Source organism: Brevibacillus sp. HB2.2, from assembly GCF_013284275.1.
GTDB lineage: Bacteria > Bacillota > Bacilli > Brevibacillales > Brevibacillaceae > Brevibacillus > Brevibacillus brevis_D.
Genome location: NZ_JABSUV010000006.1, coordinates 96461 through 119985 on the forward strand (window position 1 = coordinate 96461; position 23525 = coordinate 119985).

At 53.5% G+C, this 23525-nt stretch carries 7 protein-coding genes; all 7 read right to left on the minus strand.

Annotated features, from left to right (window positions below; translation table 11 throughout):
• Window positions 1-23: 23 nt before the first annotated feature.
• The 7 genes from HP401_RS06270 to HP401_RS06300 are packed head-to-tail and all read right to left on the minus strand — an operon-like array spanning window position 24 to window position 23513.
• Window positions 24-5846 (minus strand): SDR family NAD(P)-dependent oxidoreductase, encoded by a 5823-nt coding sequence (locus tag HP401_RS06270; protein WP_173604460.1) that lies wholly within the window; start codon window positions 5844-5846, stop codon window positions 24-26.
• Between the two features lie 22 nt (window positions 5847-5868).
• Window positions 5869-6615: a polyketide synthase gene (locus HP401_RS06275; RefSeq protein ID WP_173604461.1), complete on the minus strand. Its 747-nt coding sequence runs from the start codon at window positions 6613-6615 to the stop codon at window positions 5869-5871.
• A 6-nt stretch (window positions 6616-6621) separates the two neighbouring features.
• The gene (locus tag HP401_RS06280; protein ID WP_173604462.1) at window positions 6622-7386 is read right to left on the minus strand and encodes an enoyl-CoA hydratase/isomerase; all 765 of its coding nucleotides are present in this window, start codon (window positions 7384-7386) and stop codon (window positions 6622-6624) included.
• Window positions 7386-8636 (minus strand): hydroxymethylglutaryl-CoA synthase family protein, encoded by a 1251-nt coding sequence (locus HP401_RS06285; protein WP_173604463.1) that lies wholly within the window; start codon window positions 8634-8636, stop codon window positions 7386-7388. The genes HP401_RS06280 and HP401_RS06285 overlap by 1 nt, the downstream gene beginning before the upstream one ends.
• 24 nt (window positions 8637-8660) lie before the next feature.
• On the minus strand, window positions 8661-9899 hold the full coding sequence (locus HP401_RS06290) for a beta-ketoacyl synthase N-terminal-like domain-containing protein (RefSeq protein WP_173604464.1): 1239 nt from the start codon (window positions 9897-9899) through the stop codon (window positions 8661-8663).
• On the minus strand, window positions 9877-10119 hold the full coding sequence (locus tag HP401_RS06295; protein ID WP_106780905.1) for an acyl carrier protein: 243 nt from the start codon (window positions 10117-10119) through the stop codon (window positions 9877-9879). Before HP401_RS06295 ends, HP401_RS06290 begins: the two co-directional genes overlap by 23 nt.
• Window positions 10116-23513, minus strand: a complete 13398-nt coding sequence (locus HP401_RS06300) for an SDR family NAD(P)-dependent oxidoreductase (protein ID WP_173604465.1) — start codon at window positions 23511-23513, stop codon at window positions 10116-10118. The genes HP401_RS06295 and HP401_RS06300 overlap by 4 nt, the downstream gene beginning before the upstream one ends.
• Window positions 23514-23525 lie beyond the last annotated feature (12 nt).

Here is a 23525-nt window from a genome sequence, read left to right on the forward strand (position 1 = left end):
CTGACCGCTCCTTTCGTCCATTGTTATACACCCGGCTTCCATCTTATATCTGCAATCCTATCTGCCAGCTCCCTAAAACTCCGGTGCCGGATGACCAGCTCCGGCGTTACATCTATTCCGAGCCGTTGATTGAGCATTTCCGTGAGTAAACTCATCTTAACCGGATCAAGGCCGTATTCCGCTAATTCCGCGTCGGGTTCTATGTCCTGTTCGTCGACCTTCAAGAACATTGCTGCCGTTTCCCTCACGAAAGACAGCACCTCTGCCCGCTGCTTCGCATCCGGGATGCTTCCCGTCTCTTCCTCTAAAGGTCTTTCTGCAGACGAGAGGGCTTGAAAGGGAGCCGGAGCGAAGTCGCTTCTGATCCTGCTGAGGACTGATCCGTAGCGTTCAGGTAGAACCGCTATATGCTGGTCTGCGGCTGTTTCCTCTATATGTAATGGCTTGGTCGTTTTGACGAAGCACAGTTGATTCACCTTCCCAGCAAGCAGTCTTTCCACGACGTCCATGGCTTCGTCCGGCTCGATGGACCCCATTCCGATCCGTGCCATTTTCTCACGGAGAGCTTCGGATGAAACCGTCCCCACACTTCCCCAATACCCCCAATTGATCGTCTTGACGGCACAAGACCACTCGGAGGCGAGCTTCGCTGCGAAAGCGTCGCTAAATGTACACCCAGCTGTGTAATTGCTCTGACCAGGCGATTTCAGAAACGAATTAAAAGATGAAAAGAATAAAACAAAATCCAACTGCTCACGATCAAATACTTGAGCTGTTCGTACAGCTGTGCCGTTTTTGGCTGCATACCCCGCTTCAAACCGCTGCTCGTCCATTTTTGCCAAACTTTGATCGAGCAGGACGATCGCGGAGTGAACAATGCCATGAATACGCGTATACCGCGACTTTATCGTCTCATAGGCCTGCTGGAGCGATGCCAAATTTGCCGCATCGGCCTGGATATAGGCTGGAGCAGGTCCAAGATCCCCTAACCGTGCGATCTTAGCCCGAATGGCTTCATCCATCTCTCTGCGGCCAATCCACACGATTTGTGCTTGATAGGTACGGATCATATACTCGGTCCATACCTCGCCAATGCCTCCGGCTCCCCCGATGACGACATAAACGCCACCGTGCCGGTAAGCGGTACGCTTAATCGGCAAGCTTTTGACAGGAACCAGCATCTGCTTGTACCAAACGCCTTTTCGGTAGCCCCATGCGTTTCCCTTGGCATCCCTTGGCAGCGATGGCAGAACGTCCAACGGCAGTTCGTCCTTCAGGCCTATGTCTAACAGTCGCACGCTCCAACTAGGATATTCCTTCGCCATCGACCCGACCAAACCATGGACACCGGCATGTGCAAAGCCAGATGTTTCACCTGCAAGAATCGGCTGAGTCTCCACTGTGATGATGGACCAGTGCAAGGGCCTGGACCCGAAGCCTATTTCGAGCAGTGACTTTATGAGCCTAAAAAGCTGGAATACCCCATCCTGTTGTTTACTGATCATACCTTCGTCCCGCACGGTTTGAATCGGATGAACTGGCGAAATCCATATAATATGCTTCAGATCGTTATAGTTGCTCAGCTTCTGAGCCATATCCTCAATCGAAGCTTCGGCTTCAAACGACAGCGACTGAGCCGCGGGATACCTGTGGTTGATTTGAATGATTTGCTCTGGCGTTCCGCCGATCACGATGTCGGCATCCGGAACATGCTGCAGGGCTGGCGCTTCGTTGAATGCGGCAAGTTCCCAGGTAGGAAGCAGCAGCAATCCATCAGGTAATCGGTGAGAACCATCCGTCTCGGTTTGATGGGGGGTAAAGCTCCAGGCCCCTGATTTCCCCGCACTCTTGGTTGTCATTCCCCGCATGGCCGCACAAACATGGCCTTCCTCGTCACACAAATCGATATCGAAGACGCGCAGCGAATCACCTGAAGCTTCTGCTTTTCTTATGCGAGTGACCGCCCACATCACTGAAGTAAAAGGACGGTAGACCGTAAGCTCCTGAATCGCAAATGGCACATAGGGCCCGTTTGCCTCAGCGTTGATTTGGCGTCCATGACTGTGCAAGGCGAAGCCGATCGTGGACTGAGCGGCAGCGTCGAGCAATACCGGATTGCATCCAATCCGCTGCATCTCGTCACTCATGGCGGCCGGCAAATGAATGTTAGCGATCGCACAATCTTCGCCGATTTCAATCGTCTTTACTGCTCTATAACCTGGACCATATGCAATTCCCATATTTTCGAAAGCACCGTAGCACGTTTCCTGATCCAGCTTTGCGACCGAGCATTGGGCGCGAATGGCCTGCACGTCCAGCTGAGGGGGGGCAGAAGCCGTATGAATAACAGCTGTCCCTTTGCTATAAATAAGGCCTTCATCCGCATCAGCCTCCGAAGGTCCTGCCAGCATACAAAATGAAACTTGATTGTCACCCTCCTGCGTTAAGGAAACATGAATGTGTTCGGCCGTCGCTTTCGCAATAAAAGGCCGCAGCCATACCACATTTTCCAGCGTAATGGCCTGTCCCTTATCCACGTAATCTGTCGCAAGCTCGACTGCAGCGCGGGCCATCTCAAGGAAGGCCATTCCTGGCATGATAGACTGTCCAGAGACAACATGGTCTCGCAGCAGCGCCTCCTCATTTGTAAAAGAAGCGCTGAACCGGGTCTTCCCTAACACCGACGTATTTCTGTGCACAAGCGGATGAAGACGCTCAGACAAAATTTTCGTATGGAGCGGGTCCCGGTCCGAAGCCTTTGCTTCAAGCCAGTACCGCTCCTTCGCAAACGGATAGGTCGGCATGTGGATGCGCTTCCCCCCGTTCACCAAAGGCAGCCCTTGTAAGCCCTGCACCCACTTTTTTGCGGCATCGGCAAGCTTTACCTCTTGAAAGGAACCGGTCTCATGCTCCGATGGCAGTTCTTCGCTTGATGCGATCGGATTCCTTATTTGCCTTCTGTTTACTTTCCCAGTGAATACAAAAGAAGAAGGCCTCCGCAGCAAATGGTCCTCCACTGCCTGCAGCAGTTCCTTCCTCGTGTTTGCCGTGAACGCCGCACGGACATCCATTTCTTCCCTCCCCGCTTGCAGCGTCAACGCCACATCTGACAAACAGATGTCTGTTTCCCGCAGTAGGAAGGCTTTAAGGGATGCGACAGCGTCGTCCAGCTGATCTTCGGTCTTGGCCGATACCAGGAATAATAGCGGTTGATCCATAGGTGGAGCCGAATGTCCGGGCGATTCCGGATTGTATTCCTCAATGACCATATAGGCGTTCGTTCCGCTAAACCCGAAGGAGCTGACCGAGGCCCGTCGAATGCCGGATTCGCTCTCCCACCTCTTCAAGGACGTGTTTATAAAGAAGGGGCTTCCATCAAGTCGGATATGCTCATTCAAGGAATCAAAATGAATGGTTGGCGGCAGCATACGGTGCTTCAGCGACTGTACAACCTTGATGACGCCCGATACGCCGGATGCCGCAAGCAAATGACCGATATTGCTCTTTATGGAACCGAGTGCGCAGTAGCCCTTCTTGTCCGTATATGCGGCGAACGATGCCGTAAGGGCTTCGACCTCGATCGGATCGCCGAGCTTTGTTCCTGTACCATGTGCTTCAACAAGCGAAATGGTCTCCGGGTTAATGCCGAATTTATCAAAGACGGATTTCTCCAGCTCTTCCTGTGAAGCAGCGCTGGGGGCTGTAATTCCGTTTGTCTTCCCGTCCTGATTAATACCCCAGCCGCGTATGACGGCATGAATCGGGTCTTTGTCGCGGACCGCGTCGGATAGCCTCTTAAGCAGCAGCACGCCCGTACCTTCCCCCGGAACGAATCCATTCGCCCTGTTATCGAACGTATAGCAGTGCCCATCCTTGGACAGCATCCCGGATTTGCTCGTCATAATATGCATAGCCGGTCCGCTCATGACATTAACGCCGCCAGCCAACGCCATGTCGCAATTGTCCAGGAGCAAGCTGTTGCAGGCTTCTGAAATCGCGACCAGCGAGGAGGAGCAAGCGGTGTCGATCGCCATGCAGGGACCCTTCAAATTCAGCAGATAGGAGATGCGTGCGCTTAAAATGGAAACCGAGGTCCCCATCAAATTTTGCGCATGGAGCTCTTCTCCACTATCCATACGTCCGTAATCGCCGGTGCCACATCCGGCAAAGACCCCGCAGCGGCTACCGGACAAGTCTGATGGACGCAGTCCGGCATTCTCGATGCAGGTCCAGCTGTTCGCCAGGAATAGCCGCTGCTGCGGATCCATGTATTCCGCTTCCACGGGCGATATTTGGAAAAATAACGGATCAAATTTGTCCGCATCCTCCAAGACGCCCATCCATTTCGAATATGTTTTGCCCGGCTTCTTAGGATCGGGATCGTAGTATCGCTCGAGAGGCCAGCGTTCTGCTGGAATCTCAGATACGCAGTCTTCACCTTTGCAAATGTTGTCCCATAATTCGTCAATAGTAGCGGCCTTGGGGAATTGGCCTGACATCCCGATGATGGCAATGCCATCCAGAGCGGGCGATTTCCGGCTTTTCTCCTTGGTCATATCTTCCTGGCTACGGAAGACCACTTGTGCACTGTGCAATCCAAAGGATTCCTGCCTCTGATTTTTCTGCCTTCGCATCCGCTCGATCAGCTCGTCGGTCTGGTCCGTCATGTCCTCCGCCGTACGGCTTATGACGACTTTGCCAATATGCTGTCCACGGCTGACATATTCAAGCGCCTCTTGAATTCGCTTGAAGGGGTAAATCCTGGACACAATGGGTACGATTTTCTGTGTTTGAAGCAGGTTAACCATCACATGGAGCAATTCCTTGTTAAATCCCTTTTGGGCACTTAACCGCCGTAAATCAATGCTATGAATTGTTTGGTTATGTACAAGTCCGGAAAGATCCAGATTTCCGCTCGTCTTCAGCGCATGCACGGCCAGCTCCAGGTAGCGACCTGAAGGGGCCAAACAATTCAAGCCCTTCTGAATCGCGTCCCCGGACAGCATATTTAGTACAACATCAACCCCGCGGCCATTGGTTAAGGAGGCGATTTCCCGATCGAAGGGCGAGGCGCTGTAATGGATCGCCGCAGCAACGCCAAGCCTATCAAGGAGGGCGAGCTTATCGGCTTTGCTGCTCGTGCCGTAAATCTTGCAGCCTTTCAAATTCGCCAGCTGCAGGGCGATAAGGCCGCAGCCTCCTGTCGCCGTCTGAATGAGCACATGCTCGCCTTGCGCAAGCTTCCCTGTCTCGAAAGCGTGATAAACTGTGGAGAAAACAACAGGCAAGCTGCACCCTTCTTCAAACGTTATATTGGAAGGCTTCCGGACGGCATTAGCGGCGGCAACATTCACTTCGCTGGCATGACCGCCCAGCTGCCTGCCTGTAAGAGCGATGACCTCATCGCCGATCTGGAACTCCTCTACGCCTTTGCCGATGCATGTGACGATTCCGGCTACTTCAAACCCCGGCACGAATGGATAGTCGGGCATCGTCGGGTATAGCCCGTTTACGCACATGAGATCCGGAAAATTAACTGCCGATGCCATGACTTGTATCGTCATTTCACCAAAGCCGGGCTCCGATACGGACCATGGCCGCAAAGAAACCTCGCTGATGTGATGAACGTTCGACACGACCAGGCCGGCAGAATCCGATTTCGCTGACTGCCGGCTGTCGACTTTTAATCCGACCATCTCCGGTTCCGGACTACGGGAATCAGCATGGTCTGCTGGAGACGGGATTTTCCTCCCGTCGGCAGCCTTCAGCTCCATAATTCGACGCTTGGCATCTTCAGAACTAACCTCTCCCGCTTGCAAAGCGCGAAGTATCTCTTGAATATTCACCCTCACACCCCCTGCCTGTTCGCTATTTACCAAATAAGGACAGAATCTTGTCCCGAACTTCTGTCTGATGGAAGGTTAGCTCATGCATCGCGACTTCTTTCGCAATATAATTCGGGAGCTCGGCTCGCGCCGTCTCAACCAGATGGTCCTTCAAAGCAACCAACGAAAGGCGCGGCTTTTCTGCCAGCTGCCGCGCCAGCTCCAGAGCATGGCTCATCACTTGGTCCCGGGGAAGGACCGCGAAAGGCACGCCTCTCTTCTCCAGATCCGCCCCGCGGTAATTGCTGCCGCTTAGCAGCATCTCATTGCCCAGGCTCAATCCCAGCTTTCGCGGCAAGATATACGTTGCACCCATTCCCGGTGTGAAGCCGTATTTCATGAAATTGGCCGTATAGACACTCTCACGGCTCATGACGACAAAATCGGCAAACAATCCGATCACAAACCCGCCTCCGATCGCATGACCCTGCATAGCGGATATGACGGGAACTGGACATTCCAATGCAAGACTATAAATGTTGCTGTCCGTAAATTTCAATTGCCCCTCGAAAATGGCAAGCAAAGCTTCTTGCGTCCCGCCGGAAGCAAAATAAGTATCATACCCGGTCAAAATAACGGCTTTATACCGCTCTGTTTCCTTTACAGATAGGAAAGCATGCGCCAAACCCTTTACCAGGTCGTCGGAGAACGTGTTTTTGTATACGCGGTCCTGCATTGTGATCAGTGCGATACCCGGCTCGATTTCACGCAGCTCTACAACCGGTTGCATTACACATCAACCTTCCCATGGAAATTGGCCTTTATTGACAAAATTATAAATAACTGCGAGCGTATCCGGGTCGGCAAACATGGTTTGATTCGCAGTTATTGCCAGTTCCCTGCCTTCCCGGATTAAGGGCTGCAGCTCAATCATATAGCGTTTATACTTCGCGACCCCCGCTTTTGGCAGACGCTTCAATCGAAGCAGATGACGGCGCATTAGCGACTCACTATCCGGCTCCCAGGCATCGACCAACCCCCAGCGGAGTGCGGTTTCCGCATCGAAGGTCTGCGTCATCAGCGTCATATAATGCGCGCGCTGCATGCCCGTTTTTTGAATAAGAAACGGCATTACACAAGCGGGATACAGGCCGAACAGCAGCTCGGACAGGCTGAATTGAGCCGTCCCGTCCGCAAGAACGATATCGCTTGCGGCGATAAAGCCAAGCCCCCCGGCATTTGCCTTCCCTTTGACGTGAGAAAGAACGATGTACGGTCCGGTGCGCATTCTCATCCATAACGCATACAGAGGTTCAGGATTGCTTCGTATGGATCGGCCTTCAGCCATATGAGCGTGAATCTCCTGGAAATCTGCGCCCGTGCAGAATACATGAGGCAGACCTTCCAGCACGACAACCGTCACTTCTTCCTCGCATTGGTCCAGCACGTAGCCCAGTTCCTCCACAAGCTGGTCATTGATTGCGTTGTCCGCTTCGGGTCGGTGCAGTCTGATAAAGCATACGGTTCCCTGATATCGAACATGTAGCGTCTTAAACTCCATTACAGCCACCTGTAAATCCGATGGAAGTCCCGGATCTCTTCCAGGTAGAGCCGCTGCTCGCCCCGTACAGATACGGGAATCCCTTGCAAGTCCAGCTTCGCGTTACGAGTTCCAAACCGGATGCCGTGACCGCTTCTCAGCATCGCTTCATATTCGTCAAAGCCGAGCAGACTTCGCTCCTGCAGACGTTCGCTCAGCTTGAATTTACGCAGTGCCACCTGGCTTTGACTTGTGGCGACACCGCTGTAAAATTCCGAGCAGCAGCCGGACCCGTACGAATAACAGCCGATCCGCTTGGGCGTATCAAATGTCCCATGCTCGATTAGGCCTGCCAGTGACAGAAAGATAGTGCCACCCATGATATTGCCGACACGCTGGCAAAATCGAATGCCGGGAAGCACACGTTGATTAAAGTCCGCTTCGATCTCCGGCGCTTTCGCCTTCGCGATTCTTCGCATCATCGTGCGATGCGCGCCCTTCACCATACCACCGAAGGGCGTATGAAACGCCAAATATTGAAACGTATCCTTATAGTCGGCTTCAGGCACCCGCGATTTGTAGGCCATAAAGGTTTGTTCGCAGCAGTCCAAATACGTGGACAGCGACAAATCGGAATTACCTGCTTCGCTGTCCGGCATCGGGCGGCACGTATCCATCACTTCATAACCGTAATAACCGCTCGCGCCCGTATCGATTTGGAAGACATACGGTGTATCACTGACCAAAAGGGCAACAGCTCCAGCTCCAGCACTTAGCTCTGCATAGGACCAGTCTTCGGTCAGCGAGCTCCCACCCTCAGCCACGAAAAAACGGGATATGTCCGTAGCAATCACCAGCGCCTTGGCTCCCGGTGATGTGCCGGAGAGAATAAAATTAACTGCAGCATGCAGGCCTGCTGTTCCCGAATAGCAGGCCTGCTTGATTTCGTACATCCGGCAGCGGCGGTTTAAGCCGAGATAGTGATGGCTATACGTGCTCATCGATTTGCCGAAATCGATACCGGATTCTGTGCAGGTAATCACCAGCTCGATCCGGTTCCGCTCTTCTTCAGACAGCGAATCCACGATCGGCTTCGCGGCATTGACACCGAACGTAATAGGGTCCTCGTAAGGCAAGGCAACGGTTTTCTCGAGCATCATCAGATTCTCGAACCGGGCATTATCCAATTGGCGCCTCGCTGCAAGTTCCGGGACATCCAGAAAAGCAGTGCCGCCAAAAACATTCATCGCTTCTATTCCAACTTGAGTCAAGGCCATTCTCCTTCTCCGTTCGTATTAAAGCTTTTGCAGTGTGACCGCTGTATTCATGCCGCCAAAGCCCATGCTGAGGCATAGAGCACGAGAAATGGAGTGCGTGACGAATTGTTCCTTCACCCAATTGAACGACTCGTCAACCGGAAGCTCCAGATTACGCGTCGGATGAAGGCGGGAGTTACGCATCTGAAGTAATACCGCAACAATTTCCACGGCACCTGCCGCACTAAGGCCATGGCCTGTTATCGATTTAGTCGCATTGATGTAGGCATGCGACAATCCGCTGTCTTTAAGCGCGCGCAGCTCCGTTTCATCACCGATCGGAGAGCCCGTTCCATGCGGATTGACGTAGTCGATGTCGGCGGCTGAAATGCTGGCCCGGCGAAGAGCTTCGCGGATCACGCGCATTTCTCCCTCGTAGGACGGATTCGGATTTCGGTTGCCGTCCATCGCGATCGCCGTGGCGGTAATGGCCGCATAAGGACGAACCCCTCTCTTACCGGCAAAAGACGCGCGCTCAATGACGACGGCAGCGCAATTTTCTCCGTAGATAAAGCCGTCCCGGCCGCGATCGAATGGCCGACAGGCCAGATCCGGTCTGTCGGCATATTGATCAGAGCCCATTGCGCCCAGACTACGAAAAGCCGCAAGCTCCATATAGGAAAGGTCGGCCAATGCCCCGACTGCGATACAAGTATCGACTTCCCCGGAGCTAACAGCTTGAACCGCTTGTGCGATGACAGCCTGACCACTTGCGGATGCGCCTCCCAATGTAAACGCAAATCCGCGAATCCCAAACTGCTCCGTGCAAAGTCCGCATAAATCACTGTCCATGTACGTCATCGCATAAGTGGGCCTCAGAAACGAAGGACGTTCCGAATACGAGGCATAGACTTGGAGAGCCTCGCGCTGCTGTAAGTTGGAACCGCCGATAATGAGGCCGATACGCTCTGGCTCAACCTGATCCAGAACTGCATCCTCCCAAGCCTCGTGCATCGTTGCCATCGCAGCCTGTCCGGAGAAGGAAGCTGTTCGCAGCAGCCGTTTAGAAAGATTTTCCGGCATAACCAGCGATTCGATCTCCGCTCCAAGAAAAGAAGAGCTGCCTTTTTGGCGACCTGGACGGTTCAGCACAGCAAAGGCGTGCCGGCCGTCAAGGAGGGCTGCCGCGAAGGCCGCCTGTCCTTGACCAATGGCCGATGTGATGCCAATGCCTGAGATGACGATATCGTCCGGCCTACAGCTTGCCCAAGAACCCATCGGCCAGTTCCCCTATGCTTGATAATCCAATAAACTGCGATCTTTGATTCTGCAAAAGAGACAAATCCTCCATCACCATCGAAATTAGATCCGCACGGTCGATGGAGTTCAATCCGAGATCCGAAAGCCGGTCCTCCGGCCTTAGTTCCCGTCCCTCTAATTCGGGGACGATCTCATACAAATTTTTTATGATAAGGGCTGTTATTTCTTGTCTGTTCAATTCCGTTCCTCCTCAAGGATAAGACGACTGACGTAATTGTTAGCCTCTTGAATGTCCAGCCTACCGCTTTCTACTTGCTGCAAAATGTCATCCAGCAGAAGCGGAGAACGTACGGTTTCCTGTTCTGGGAAAGCGCCTTGCCCCCGGCTCAGCTCGGAACTCAGGTACGCCGCGAACTGTCTGATCGTCGAATAGTCATATATTTTCGTCGCCGTGATGCTCGTGCCGTATTGCTTATTAACCGCCTTGATCCATTCGACGCCGACAATCGAATCAACCCCGATGTCCACGAATTTAATTTCAGGATCAATCTCGTCAGGCTGCATAAACATGGCCTCCGCCATGCTCTGGACCAATTGTTCTTCCAGTACCTCCAAGGAAACACCATTGTTTGGAGGGGGCGTCCTTTCTTCGGCAGGGACCTCATGTTCGGCAGCCGTAAGTGCAGCCGTTTGCTTCGGCAACTGGCTTACGTGATCGTAATCGTGTTCTGCTTCCGCTTCGTTCCCAACCGAAGCGGCCTTCTCAGCGATTACGCCGTGCAAATAGGTGGCAAATTCGCTTAAAGTCGAGTAATCATATATTTTGGTCGCCGTAATGAATACGTCATACTTCTTATTCACTGCTTTGATCCATTCCACGCCGATAATCGAGTCCACGCCGATTTCGACAAACTTTCTCTCTGGGTCCAATTCGGCCCGCTCCATAAACATCGTATCGGCCAAGCTCTCGGCCAGCTGCTCAATCAACACGTCGAGCGATATGCGCTGCTTCGATACCCCGTCGATCTTCTTCAATTTAATCGGCGGGAGCTGCAGCGAGTGTCCGCTTCCGTGATCGATTTGATCGGGAATGTTCGATAGCGGCCTTAACGTAATTGTCTCCACTGCTTCCCGGTCCATCGTTCCAGCCTCATGAATATGAACGTTTGGAGCTGGTGCAGGTTCGCTTCCATATGTTCCTGCGGATTTCTGTCCATTGCCGCTAATGTTATACCAGCATTTTTCTTCAGCGAACGGATAGGAAGGCAGGCTAATGCGTCTTGGTGTCGTTTTGCCGTAGACAAGCCGCCAATCGAAATCAATGCCGCTTACCCATAAAGACAGAAGCGGCTCAAACTTCTCTGAAGCAAACCATCCCAGCCAGGTCGATTCATCCGGCGCTCCGGCCTGTAGCTCGGACAATGCCGTGCCTGACTTCACCCTGCCGAGGTGCAGCTTCTCCATTTGGCCGTTCTCGGCAATCGCCTGCAACCCGCGTTTCAGCTCCAGAACCGAAGAAACGGTCATAGCCGCTCGTTCTTCCATCGCCTCACGACCCACCTGAAGGGTGTAAGCCGCATCAGTCAAGTTATCATCCGTAATCTGCCGCATTGCTATCGCATCCAGATAGCGAGAAGCCAATCGTTTCAGTCCCTCTTTGTTCGGTGCGGACAAAACAATCGGAACGGTCCTCCCAGCCTGATCGGCCGAATGTACCGCTGCGGGCGGATTATATTCTTCCACGATTAAGTGAGCATTGGATCCTCCCGCGCCGAATGAAGAAATTCCCGCTATACGCGGCATTTCCCGCTTTTCTCCGCCTGCTTCGACGACGGGCCGCTTCCATTCCTCCAGCTCCTGCTGCACCCTAAACGGTGTATCCGTGAAGACGATATTCGGGTTCAGCTTCTCGGAATGAAGCGATGGCGCCAGTTCCCCGTATTTCAACTGCATCAGCACCTTCGTTAAGCCCGCAATTCCCGCTGCGCTCTCGCAGTGACCGATGTTGGATTTTACGGAACCGATCGCACAGACGGATGTCGGAAGGGCACTCGTTTTCCATGCATCACTTAAACCTTTTATTTCGATGGGATCGCCAAGCGCCGTACCGGTCCCATGCGCTTCGATATAGCTGATTGCTCCCGGATCAATGCCCGACTTCCGGATCGCCCGCTCGACCACACTTGCCTGCGCTTTCGGATTCGGAACCGAGTAGCCGTTCGTCTTACCGCCATGGTTGACTGCTGAGCCTTTAATGACGCCGTAGATGCGGTCTTTGTCGGCAATGGCCCGTGACAACGGCTTTAACAGAACGGCGCCAACGCCTTCGCCTGGCACGTAACCATCGCCTCCCTCGCCGAAGCTCTCGCACCGGCCTTTGCTCGACGCGAATTTTCCTTGCGCAAGCGCCAAGTACTTATTCGGATGAATAGAAAGGTTTATCCCCCCTGCTATAGCTGCATCGCATTCTCCCTCGCGCAGACTTTGGCAGGCCAAATGTATCGCGGTGAGCGAAGATGAGCACATCGTATCAATAGCCAGGCTTGGTCCATGTAAATTGCAAAAATACGATACGCGGTTCGCAATCGACGAAGCGCTGCCAGACAGCGCCATCGGCCGGCCCCGAACCGTTTCTTCCGCACCATAAAGCTGATATTCCTCGTACATGACACCGACGTAAACGCCTACATTACCGCCAAGACCGGACGAATCGAGCTGCTGCAGGTCATGCCTCGTGTATCCGGCATCCTGTAGCATCTCGTACGTGCACTGTAAAAACAATCGCTCCTGAGGGTCCATAAACGCCGCTTCTTTGCGCGAAATGTGAAAGAACAACGGATCGAAACGATCCCCCCCTTCCAGAAAGCCTCCCCATTTGGAATAGGTTTTCCCCTGTTTATCAGGCTCTGCATCAAAGATCGCCTCATGATTCCAACGGTCTTCCGGGATTTCGGTGATGCTGTCGACGCCGTTCCGGATATTGTGCCAAAACGCCTCCACGTCTCTTGCTCCCGGATAGCGTCCGGCCACCCCGATAATCGCGATATCCTCCGGCCGCCATTCGGTTGTAGCTCCAGCTCCTACCGATTCAATATCGTTTTTGCTGGCAGGTGATTCTTCTTTCTCTACAGCATGGCTGTCATGACGCGAAAGACCGGCGCGTTCAGGGATGGACGCTGCCGATCCGAACGAAGAACCGTCCTCCAAGCCCAAGACAGCAGGCAGACGGCTGAGGTGAGCACGCATCAAATAGCTGGCAAGCTCCCTGATCGTCATATATTCAAAGAATAGCGATTTGGACAACGTTCCGAATGATTGTTCCAGACTCGCTGTCAACTGCATGATGGTCACTGAATCGACACCATATTTCTCGAACGGCGTATCCTCATGCATCCGCTGAATGGGCAGCTTAATTACCGTCGATACAAGCGATTTTAAGTACGCTATGGTTCTCTGCTCCAGCTCATCCTGCGGAAAGGCCGGAATGCCGTCAGCCTTTATAGGCTGCTGCATAACAACTGCCGGTCGAGCTTGAGCCTGCGGCGGAGACTGACTCCCGGCCGTCAAGGCAGCCCGTATGCGGGAAGGATCTCCCGCTATCGTCAGGACATGATCCGCTGCTGATGCTGCTGCGGCATATAAAGCGTGCAACCCGCCGTTGGTTTCGAGCACAGACATCCCGGTCAGCCTGTTCATCATGGAGAGCGTTTCCTCATCGATCTGCATGCCGCCCTTCTCCCAGAGCGGCCAGGCGATCGAGCAGGCTTTGCCCTTGCGATGTCCTGAAGCCGTAAGATCGTTCCGATGCGCTGCGAACGCGTCCATAAACCCATTGGCGGCTGCGTAGTCGGCTTGACCGAAATTGCCAAGCGTTCCGGCAAGAGAGGAATAAAGCAGCATAAAGTCGAGCTCCATATGCCTCGTTGAACGGTCCAGATGAATAAGACCGGTCACTTTAGCTGCGAATACCCGATCGATGTCCATTTCCGTTTTTTTCAAGATGAAGCTGTCCGCCCGAGTGCCTGCGCAATGAATGATGCCGGACAAACCGCCATAGCGAGCTTCTATCTGTTCGATTATTTCTTGGATGGCGGAAGCGTCGCTGATGTCCAAGCTGCGGTACTCTGCATGGGCTCCCACCGCTTTCAACTCGTCAAGATGCTTCTGTATTCCTTCATCATGAGCGGAGCGCCCCGTTAGGATCAGGTTCGCACCCCTAGTTCGCGCGGCAGCATCTCGCGCAGCGATCATCCCAAGCTTGCCGCAGCCGCCTGTGATCAGATACGTGCCGTTATGTTTCCAAGGTACCGGAACCCCGTTTTTATGTCCCATTTCCACAAGCCTTTGAACATAACGATTACCGGCTTCATGACGAATGACGTCGTCCTCCGGTTCAGACCCATTCTCGTCGATAATCCTGGCAATGACAGGACCTACCGAGTCCTTACCCAGTAAAATCGTCTGCCCGACGACACCGGGATGTTCAAGAGTAGCGGTCTTCAGCATTCCACTTAATCCAACCAAGACACGCTGATTGTCGCTACTCGGGAGTACCAATTGAATCAGCGTCCTGCCTTCCGTACCATGAAGTGCGGATTGAAGCTGTTTCAGCATCCGTTTGGCATAAATCGTATAACACGACGCCAACGTCATATTTTCCAGGCCGTCGCCCAATAGATGAACCTCTGCCCCGTCCCCCTGTTGTATGAGTTGATCCGCAAGCGAGCTATCCGATCCGCCCAACAAGACGATCCGCCTGGTATAAGTCACCGTGTTCTTCTCCGTATGGCAAGGCTTCCGTTCCCACATCGGCTGGAAAAAAAGCGTTTCTGTAGGGGTCGCAACAGGTTGATCACGAACCTCTTCTCGGTCAATCCGTCTGGACGTCAATCCTCTCATCCGTACACGAACGATTCCGCTGCTGTCGATAAGCTCGATATCCAGCTTGCGAATCGGGCTCTCCGGTAGAAGATCGCTACTGAACCGGATCCACGCCCACATCTCTCCTGAACATGGGCCAAGGATGTCCAATTCCTCCAGCGCAAAAGGAACGATTGGGCTCACGGATTGCGGCTGCCCCTCCATTGCTTCCAGAACTTGACGGGGAAACAAGCCGATCGTTGCCTGGAAGACGGAATCAATCAAACTCGGATGAAGCACATAATCATGCGGCGTGCTAGCTACTTCCGCCGGAACAAACACGTTCGCCAATGCTTGAGCGTTGCCGGTATAGATACTTCTGATCCCTCTATTGCCGGGTCCATACAAAAGTCCGGCTGATTCGAATGCCCGATAGCACTGTTCGCCTGACAGCTTCGGCCCGCTGCATTGTGCTCTTATGACTTCAATATCCATAATCGGGCTCTCTTCGGGCTCCTGAAGCGATACCGTTGCCGTACAATACAAGGTCTCATTCTCGTCTTCGCCCTGATTGGTAAAGACCTCGCATGCCAACCCTTCGTCTTCCTTACGGAGCCGAATATGCACCTCGGAGGATGCATTGTTCATGACAAGCGGTTTTCTCCATACGATCTGATGAAGACGAGTGCCTGCCGAACTTAACAGCTTACCGGCTGCAGCCTCAGCGGCTGCGCGAATCATTTCGAGGTAAGCGGCGCCCGGCATAACCTTATTCCCATCAACAACATGATCGCTTAGGAAATGCTCCTTACCGGTAAACAGCGAACTGAAACGCAGCTGCGACACTTCCGATGTATTCCGGTGCAGCAACGGATGAAGAGGCTTTCCGCCCTCTCCTTCCCGAGCAAATAGGATGTCGGTTTCCGGTATCCAGTACCTCTCCTCCGCAAACGGATACGTTGGCAGACTCATCCGGCGTGGAACCGTATCTTCGTAAAGCAGGCGCCAATCGATGTTCAGCCCTTTCACCCACAGACCGAGGATCTTCCCGAATTTCCCTTTTCTCATCCATGCCTTAAACGTCTCCGATAAATCCTCGTCTGTCCGCCACATTTGCATCAGTTCATTGGTTTGGATGTGACCGCGGAAAACGTTGTTCCGCTCTTCGTGATCCGCTACATAAGCAAGCAGCTTATTCTCCAGCTCCTCGACCGAACCGACGAGCATCGCCAGCCGTTCCTCCATCGCTTCCCGGCCCACTTGGAGGGTGTAGGCAAGATTCTCCAGGTTTATTTGTTCACAGCCTTGATCGCGTATGAAGGACAAGAGACGCTGCGCAACGAGCTGTAGACGATCTTCGTCGCGCGCTGAAAGTACAATGATAGCCGGATGATCCCTATGGTAAGTCTGCTTTTCGCCTGTCACATGTTCTTCTGAAATATATTCTTCGATAACGAGATGCCCGTTGGAGCCTCCCGCGCCAAAGGAAGAGAGTCCAGCAATTCTCGGAAGTTCCCTTGTGGTCCCGTCTATGGTCAGAGCAGGTCGGTTCCAGGCCTCCAACGTCCGCTGTACCACAAAAGGTGATTGCTCGAAATCGATGTTCGGATTGAGCTTCTCCGCATGCAGTGACGGCGCCAGTTGACCGTATTTCATCTGAAGCAATACCTTCGTCAAACCGGCAATGCCTGCTGCGCTTTCGCAATGGCCGATGTTCGATTTGGCCGAGCCGATCGCACAAAAGCGAACGTCGGCCGTATGGGCGCGGAAGGATTGGCTCAAGCCCGCGATTTCAATCGGATCGCCAAGCGAAGTGCCCGTGCCGTGCGCTTCGATATAGCTAATGGTTCGCGGATCAATACCGGCATCCTTGATTGCCTCGCCAATGACATCGGCCTGCGCAGCTGGACTGGGTACCGAATAGCCGTTTGTTTTGCCGCCGTGGTTGATAGCCGTTCCCTTGATAATGCCATAAATGAGATCGCCGTCCGCAATTGCATCTTCGAGCGGTTTCAACACAGCTGCACCTACCCCTTCGCCGGGTACGTAACCGTCGCCGTCTTTCCCGAAGCTTTCACAGCGGCCTTTGCTGGAAGCGAATTTACCTTGGGAAAGGAAAATGTATTTATTCGGGTGGACGGATACGTTGACTCCGCCGGCCACGGCAACACGACTTTCCCCTTGCCGCAAGCTTTGGCAAGCCAGATGAATGGCTGTCAGCGACGAGGAACACATCGTGTCCACCGCCATGCTTGGTCCTTTGAAATCGCAGAAGTAAGAGACCCGGTTTGCGACAGACGAGGGATTACCAGATAGTGCAATTGGCTTCCCTCGAGCAGTCAACTCCGCGCCATATAGCTGATATTCCTCGTTCATGACGCCAACGAATACGCCAACCCGCTTCGTCTTCCCTTGACCCTCGGAAGCGAGCGATTCCCGTGTATATCCGGCGTCTTCGATCGCTTCATAGACGCATTGCAGAAACAATCTTTCCTGCGGATCCATGATCTCGGCTTCACGCGGCGATATATGAAAGAACAACGGATCGAAGCGGTCGACGCCCTCCACAAATCCGCCCCACTTCGTATACACTTTCCCCGGCTTACTCTTATCCGGGTCATAGTAGACGCTGTGATCCCAGCGGTCGGGCGGAATTTCGCTGATGCAGTCCTGACCGTCACGAAGCTTTTCCCAAAATTGTTCAACATTTTTAGCACCTGGATAACGGCCGGCTATGCCGATGATCGCAATATCGTGTACACGACTTCCGTTCCGTGCTTCTGTCGGCCGCTTGGATATCGGACGTGCAGCTTTGCGGCGTGCTTCCTTTAGCTTCGGTAAAACGGTAATAGGACTCATGGAATCTTCCGCCGCCATTTTAGCGCCAACTAACTCGGCCAAACGGAACCGATGATGTTCGATGAAAAAAGCCGCCAGTCGACCGATGTTTGGGTATTCGAAAAACAATGTTTTCGACAGCGAGCCAAAGGCTGCTTCCAGCCGGCTAGTGATTTGCATCACCATGACGGAATCGAGGCCGTACGTTTCCATCGGAGCTTCAGGGTCCATCCGGCTAGCAGGCGTGCCGGCCACGGAGGATATCAAATTCGTCAAGTACGCGACCGCTTTCTCCTGAAGCGCATCGCTTTGATCCCAAGCGGACGGCTCTTTTATGCCGCTTTCGAAAGCCTGCGCCTTCCCTTCGTTCTGTGCCATCCTCATAAAGGAACGTAACGTTTCTTTCTCACCGTCGATAACGGTGATTTGCGATTTTCCAGCAGCCAAAGCCATGTAAAACGCTTGAATGCCCGTGCTGCTTGCCATTGCCCGCATGCCGCTCTTTTGCTTCAACAGCTTCGCCGTCTCGGCATGAACCTGCATGCCGCCTTCTTGCCACAGCGGCCAACAAATCGACAATGTGCGGCCATGCCGTTGTCCGGCTTCCGCTAACTCGTTACGGTAGGCAGCAAAACGATTCAGAAAGGCGTTGGCGGCCGCATAATCAGCCTGAGCGGGATTACCTATTACACCTGCTAAAGCCGAGAAAAGCAGGAAGAAATCCAACGGAATATGGCGAGTCGCATCATCCAGATGGACCGTTCCGGATACTTTTGGCCGAAGGACCTTCTGAAGTTCAGCAGCGGACTTCTTCCTCAAATACGCATCTTGAATAACACCGGCGCCGTGCAGGATCCCGTTCAATGTACCGTATTTGCGGCAAATCTCTTGAATCAGCGTTTCAACCGCCCCCAGGCTACCGACATCCGTTTGCCTGTATTCCACCGTCAGCCCTCGATTGGTTAATTGCGCCATCTGTTCACGCTTGCTTTGGTCCAGTGCTGATCGTCCCGTAAGGATCACGGCAGCGCCGCGGGTCCTTCGCGCAATTTCTTCCGCAAACAGCACGCCAAGCCCGCCTGTTCCCCCGGTTATGAGGTAAACGCCGCCATCCTTCCAAGGAACGACTGTAGACGGCTCGGGAACCGTACGCATCTCGCGCCAGCGCAGAGTGCTCTGCTGCTCCCTATTCAATCGGATGTGCTGCAATTCTGGGTGCTTTGCGTACGCCGCTAGTAATTGGGCGAAGTGCAGCTCACTCGACTGAGTTTCAAGCTCGATCAGCTGGCCGGCTATTCTCGGCTCTTCCATGGCCGCTGTTTTGAGCATTCCCGACAACCCCGCAGCCAATTGCTGTTGATCGGTATGGCCGATAAGCAGCTGTATAATAGTTGGGCGCTTATCCTGCAGCACTTCCTGTACGATACCGAGCAGCTTTTCTGCATAGGCCTGGTAACGCAGGTCGATCTTATCCTGATGTTCGGTCTGCAGCGCGATGCACCGGACGTCATCCTCCTGTCCTTCGATTTCCTTCAGAGCGAAGGCACAGTCTTCAGCAGCGACGACAATTCGGCGCTCATATCGGTGCACAGCTTCGTTTGAACCTATAGAGTCCTCCGCCGTTTCCCATATCGGCTCGAACAACAACACTCCCTCATCGGAGTGTGCGTTTGCTTGTACCGGGCGGGCAGCATACCCTTTGATCCGTACGCATAAACGGCCCTGAGCGTCAACCAAATCGATGTCAATCTTCTTAATGCCGCCACGCATCCCCGAGTCGTGACTGAATCGCAAATACGCCCACATCTCGGCATCCATGGCATGTACGATATCGAGCGTTTCAATAGCGAAGGGCAGAAGCGGGCTTAAACGAAGACTGCCATCCAATGGGCTTACGTCATTTTCTCCGAGTACAAGACCAGCCATCGATTGAAGTGCGGCATCCAGCAGACCGGGATGCATCGTAAAAGGCTCCACGCTCCCTCGATTAGCAGGCATCGACAGCTTTGCCAGCGCAGCCTGTTCTCCAATATGAAGCTGCTCGATGCCTTTGTGGGTGATGCCGTAATGAAAGCCGATTTGTGCAAACGCCTCGTAGCATGCTTCCGACGAAACCGTATGGCGGCATGCCGCTTGCGCCTCCCGCACATTCAGTCGCTCCTCCGGCGTGGCGGCTATCCACCTTCCCGAACCTTGAAAATGAACAACCGCTGCTTCCCTATCTTTATCCCCCGACAAGCTGTATACCTCGAACGTAATTTCCTCATTCTCTCCGGAAGCGAGAGCGATGTGAAGAGCAACCGGTTCATCCCGCGCAATGAGGGGTTGTACCCATCCAACATGCTTCAGCTGCAGGATTTGTCCGTCGTCAGCAGCCGATTCAGTAGCAAGCCGTACAGCTGCATGAGCCATTTCCAAGTAAGCAGAGCCGGGAAAAATCTTCTGGCCGTTTAGCACATGGTCCGTGAAGAAGGGCTCATCTCCCGTGAAAACGGAGCTGTACCGCTGCTCCGTAAGCGTCGACGTATTGCGGTGCACCAGCGGATGAAGAACTCCCGATTGCTGCTGTTCATCCCGCTTCACCGACTCACTTCCTCCGCTAAGCGGCACCCAAAATCTCTCCCGTGAAAACGGATACACCGGCAATGAAATCCGTCTGTATTGACTTGCTGTAAACAGCTCGTCATACGCCAGCTCATAGCCTTGCTGATACAAGCGGGCAATCCTTTCTAACATCTCCGGCTTATCGCGCTCCGAATTACGCCATTCCATGATGTACGCCAGACCCTCGTTCTTCTTGATCGCATCCTCCTGCCGTTCCCATTCGTGCACCACCGACGCAAAGAGACCCGGCGCGCTTCCCTCAAGGAGCCAGCGGTTCAGCACAGCGACAAGGGCAGTCACATCCTCAATGATACAGGCCAACCGATGCGGCAAATGCTTACGTCCGATCAGCAGCGTATAGCTCATATCCCCAATATCCGCTTCGGGATGCTTGCCGCAGTAAGCGATTAGTTGCTCCGCCTGCTGACGCAGCTGTGCGTCGGACTGCGCCGACAGTACCAGCAGATGACTGCGCGTTGACCTTGGCTGACGATCGATCGACGGCGCTTCCTGAAGGACCATGTGCACATTCGTCCCGCTGAAGCCGAATGAACTGATCGCCGCGAGCCGGCTTTCACCCGGCTCAGCAGGCCATTCCTTGAGGTGGGTATTAACGTAGAAGGGACTTCCTTCCATTCGGATATTCGCATTGCCCTGCTGATAATGAAGGGATGGCGGAAGCTTTTTATATTTCAATGACAACATCAACTTGATCAACCCCGCGATGCCCGCTGCAGCGATCGTATGACCGATCGTTGTCTTGATAGAGCCGATCGCACAGTATTCCGTTTTGGTTGTGTAATGTCTAAATGCGCGCGTTAACGCCTCATGCTCGATGGGGTCGCCAAGCTTAGTACCGGTGCCGTGTGCTTCTACCAGTTGAATGCGCCCCGGATCGATGCCGAATTGTTCATACACTTCGCGCTCGAGCTCTTCCTGTGCAGCACCGCTCGGAGCCGTAATCCCGTTGGTCGTGCCGTCCTGGTTCATGCCCGATCCGGCAATGACACCGTAGATATGGTCGCCATCAGCAACTGCATCGCTTAACCGTTTGAGAACAACCGCACCGACACCCTCGCCTGGCACAAAACCATCCGCCCGTTCATCAAACGTGTAACAGCGCCCGGAAGCAGACAGCATGCCTGCTCGTTGTGCACTGTCGTGGAAAGCCGGGGTAGACTGAATGAACACACCCCCGGCCAAGCTCATATCTGTCTCCCGCGCCCACAGTCCCTGACATGCAAGATGAACAGATACGAGTGAGCTGGAGCAGGCGGTATCAACTGCTATCGCCGGGCCTTTCAGGTTCAAATAATACGAAATTCGAGCAGCTACGATAGAACCGGCATTTCCCCACATCGCCTGCGCTGGAGGATTATCGCCGATCAGCTGCATATAATCGCCGATATTGTACCCCACATAAACGCCGCACCGGCGGCCTTCCATTGCCGATCCGGCATAGCCGGCGTCCTCCAGCGCTTTCCAGGACTCCTCCAGAAACAACCGCTGCTGAGGGTCCATGTAAACCGCTTCCGTTCCCGAAATATGAAAAAAGTACGGGTCGAACTGGTCATAATCGTCAAGTAAGCTACCAAAGCGAACGATATTGGAATCCGACTGTTTCCATCGCGTGATTTCCCCGACCAAATCCGTTCCACTGGCCAAATGCTCCCATAATTCTTCAAAATGACGGGATTTGGCAAACCTTCCACTCATGCCGATGATGGCAATCGGCTCCTTATGAGCCGGACCTCGGGCTGGTGCATCCGCTTTCTGGAACGCAGCGGGCGTTTCCACTTCGTTCGTTTCGAAGTCTGCCTCCCGTAAGCTTTCGCCTGCAGAGCTCGACCTAGCATCTGCCTGCGGCGCTATGCGGTCCGCAGCTCCGAAGACCCTGGAAACGGCTTCGCCATGCTCAGCCAGCAAATAGCCTGTAAACTGATTAATCGAGCTGTATGTAAACAGAACGGTTGTCGGCAGCTCCAGTCCAAGCTCCCCATTAACCAATTGGATTAAGTGAACGCCCGTAATGGAGTCCAGCCCGTAATCGGCAAAAGCATGGTTCGGAGCGATCTGATCGCGGTCAACCTTAAGCGCTGTCGAGATGTGCTTTCTAAGCATGAGCTTGACAGCTTGCATGTATCTGTCATTGTCCTGAGGAGTCCAATCCGCTTTCGGTTCCACTTTTCCGGTATCATCTGCCGTTGTGGAGATAATCATCGCCGCAGCGGTATCCATAGTCGACCCGGTTTGTTTTGCTGATGATGTACCGGATTTTCGGACAACGCCATCGCTCTGGCAAGCGATAATCTGCTGTCCCAAGCTCCGAGCTGCCTGCGCCGGGAAATAAACCGACTGGAACCCCTCCTGCTCCAAAACTTTCGTCCAGTTCTCCGAAGATAAGGCGGGCGAACCCGGGATGCGCAGCCAGTCGTCCTCATAGAGCCACCAGCCATCCAGAAGACCGAATGTCAGGTGAGCGAAGAGTGTGTTGTGGCTCATCTCATTTAGCAGCAATAAACCATTTTTTTTCAGTGCAGATTTAACGTTGCGTAGCGTAAGCCGAATATTTTTTGTCGCATGCAGCACGTTTGACGCGATGACCATATCGAATGTGCCGGGCGAAATCCCCTGTTCCGCCAAGGGCTCTTCAACGTTGACGATCCGGCAGCTTAAATAGGGAACTGCCGGTCCGTATTGTTCTTGTGCATGGATAAGAAATGCTTTTGATAAGTCGCTGTAAACGTACTCCGCGATCTGTTCCCGATAAGGGTCCAGCTTGCGGAAGAGCATCTCGCTCGTACCGCCCGTTCCCGCTCCCAGCTCAAGAATTCGCATCCGTTGCCCTTGATCCAGACTTTTTACATATGCGGCCGCTGTATTGGCCAACACCTCGTTAAAATAATCCGATACCGGATTATGTTTATAGATGCCTTCGACAAGCTTCATCGAGCCGTTTGGAAACAGAACGTCAGTGGCGGCGGTCCGGCCGGTCAATATCGCCGGAAGCGCCCGAAGCGCCGTTTCCAACAGGTTGACTTGGGCATGTAAATTGGGATTGCCCAGCCATTCCTTCTTGGCGGCGGCCCACTCTTCCCACACCTCGTTCAGACGAACAGGAGGAGATGCTTTCGCAAGACCCTGTCCTTGTGGTTGCCTGATATACCCCTGTTCGGTTAGCTGTGTCAGACTCTCTTCAAGCCAGCTTCCGTAGCGCGAATGCACCTTGGCCTTCAGAGCGTCCAGGTCAAACGAATGCTGTGTAAACTGTCCGAGTTCCCACAGCTGCCCCCACAGCAATTTATAGGTTAACGCGTTTAATTGATCCAAGACGAACAGGCC

Bases quoted from the DNA above. Each gene is read 5' to 3' on its own strand.
- HP401_RS06275 (WP_173604461.1), bottom strand. From the start codon at position 6,615: ATGCAACCGGTTGTAGAGCTGCGTGAAATCGAGCCGGGTATCGCACTG.
- HP401_RS06280 (WP_173604462.1), bottom strand. From the start codon at position 7,386: ATGGAGTTTAAGACGCTACATGTTCGATATCAGGGAACCGTATGCTTT.
- HP401_RS06290 (WP_173604464.1), bottom strand. From the start codon at position 9,899: ATGGGTTCTTGGGCAAGCTGTAGGCCGGACGATATCGTCATCTCAGGC.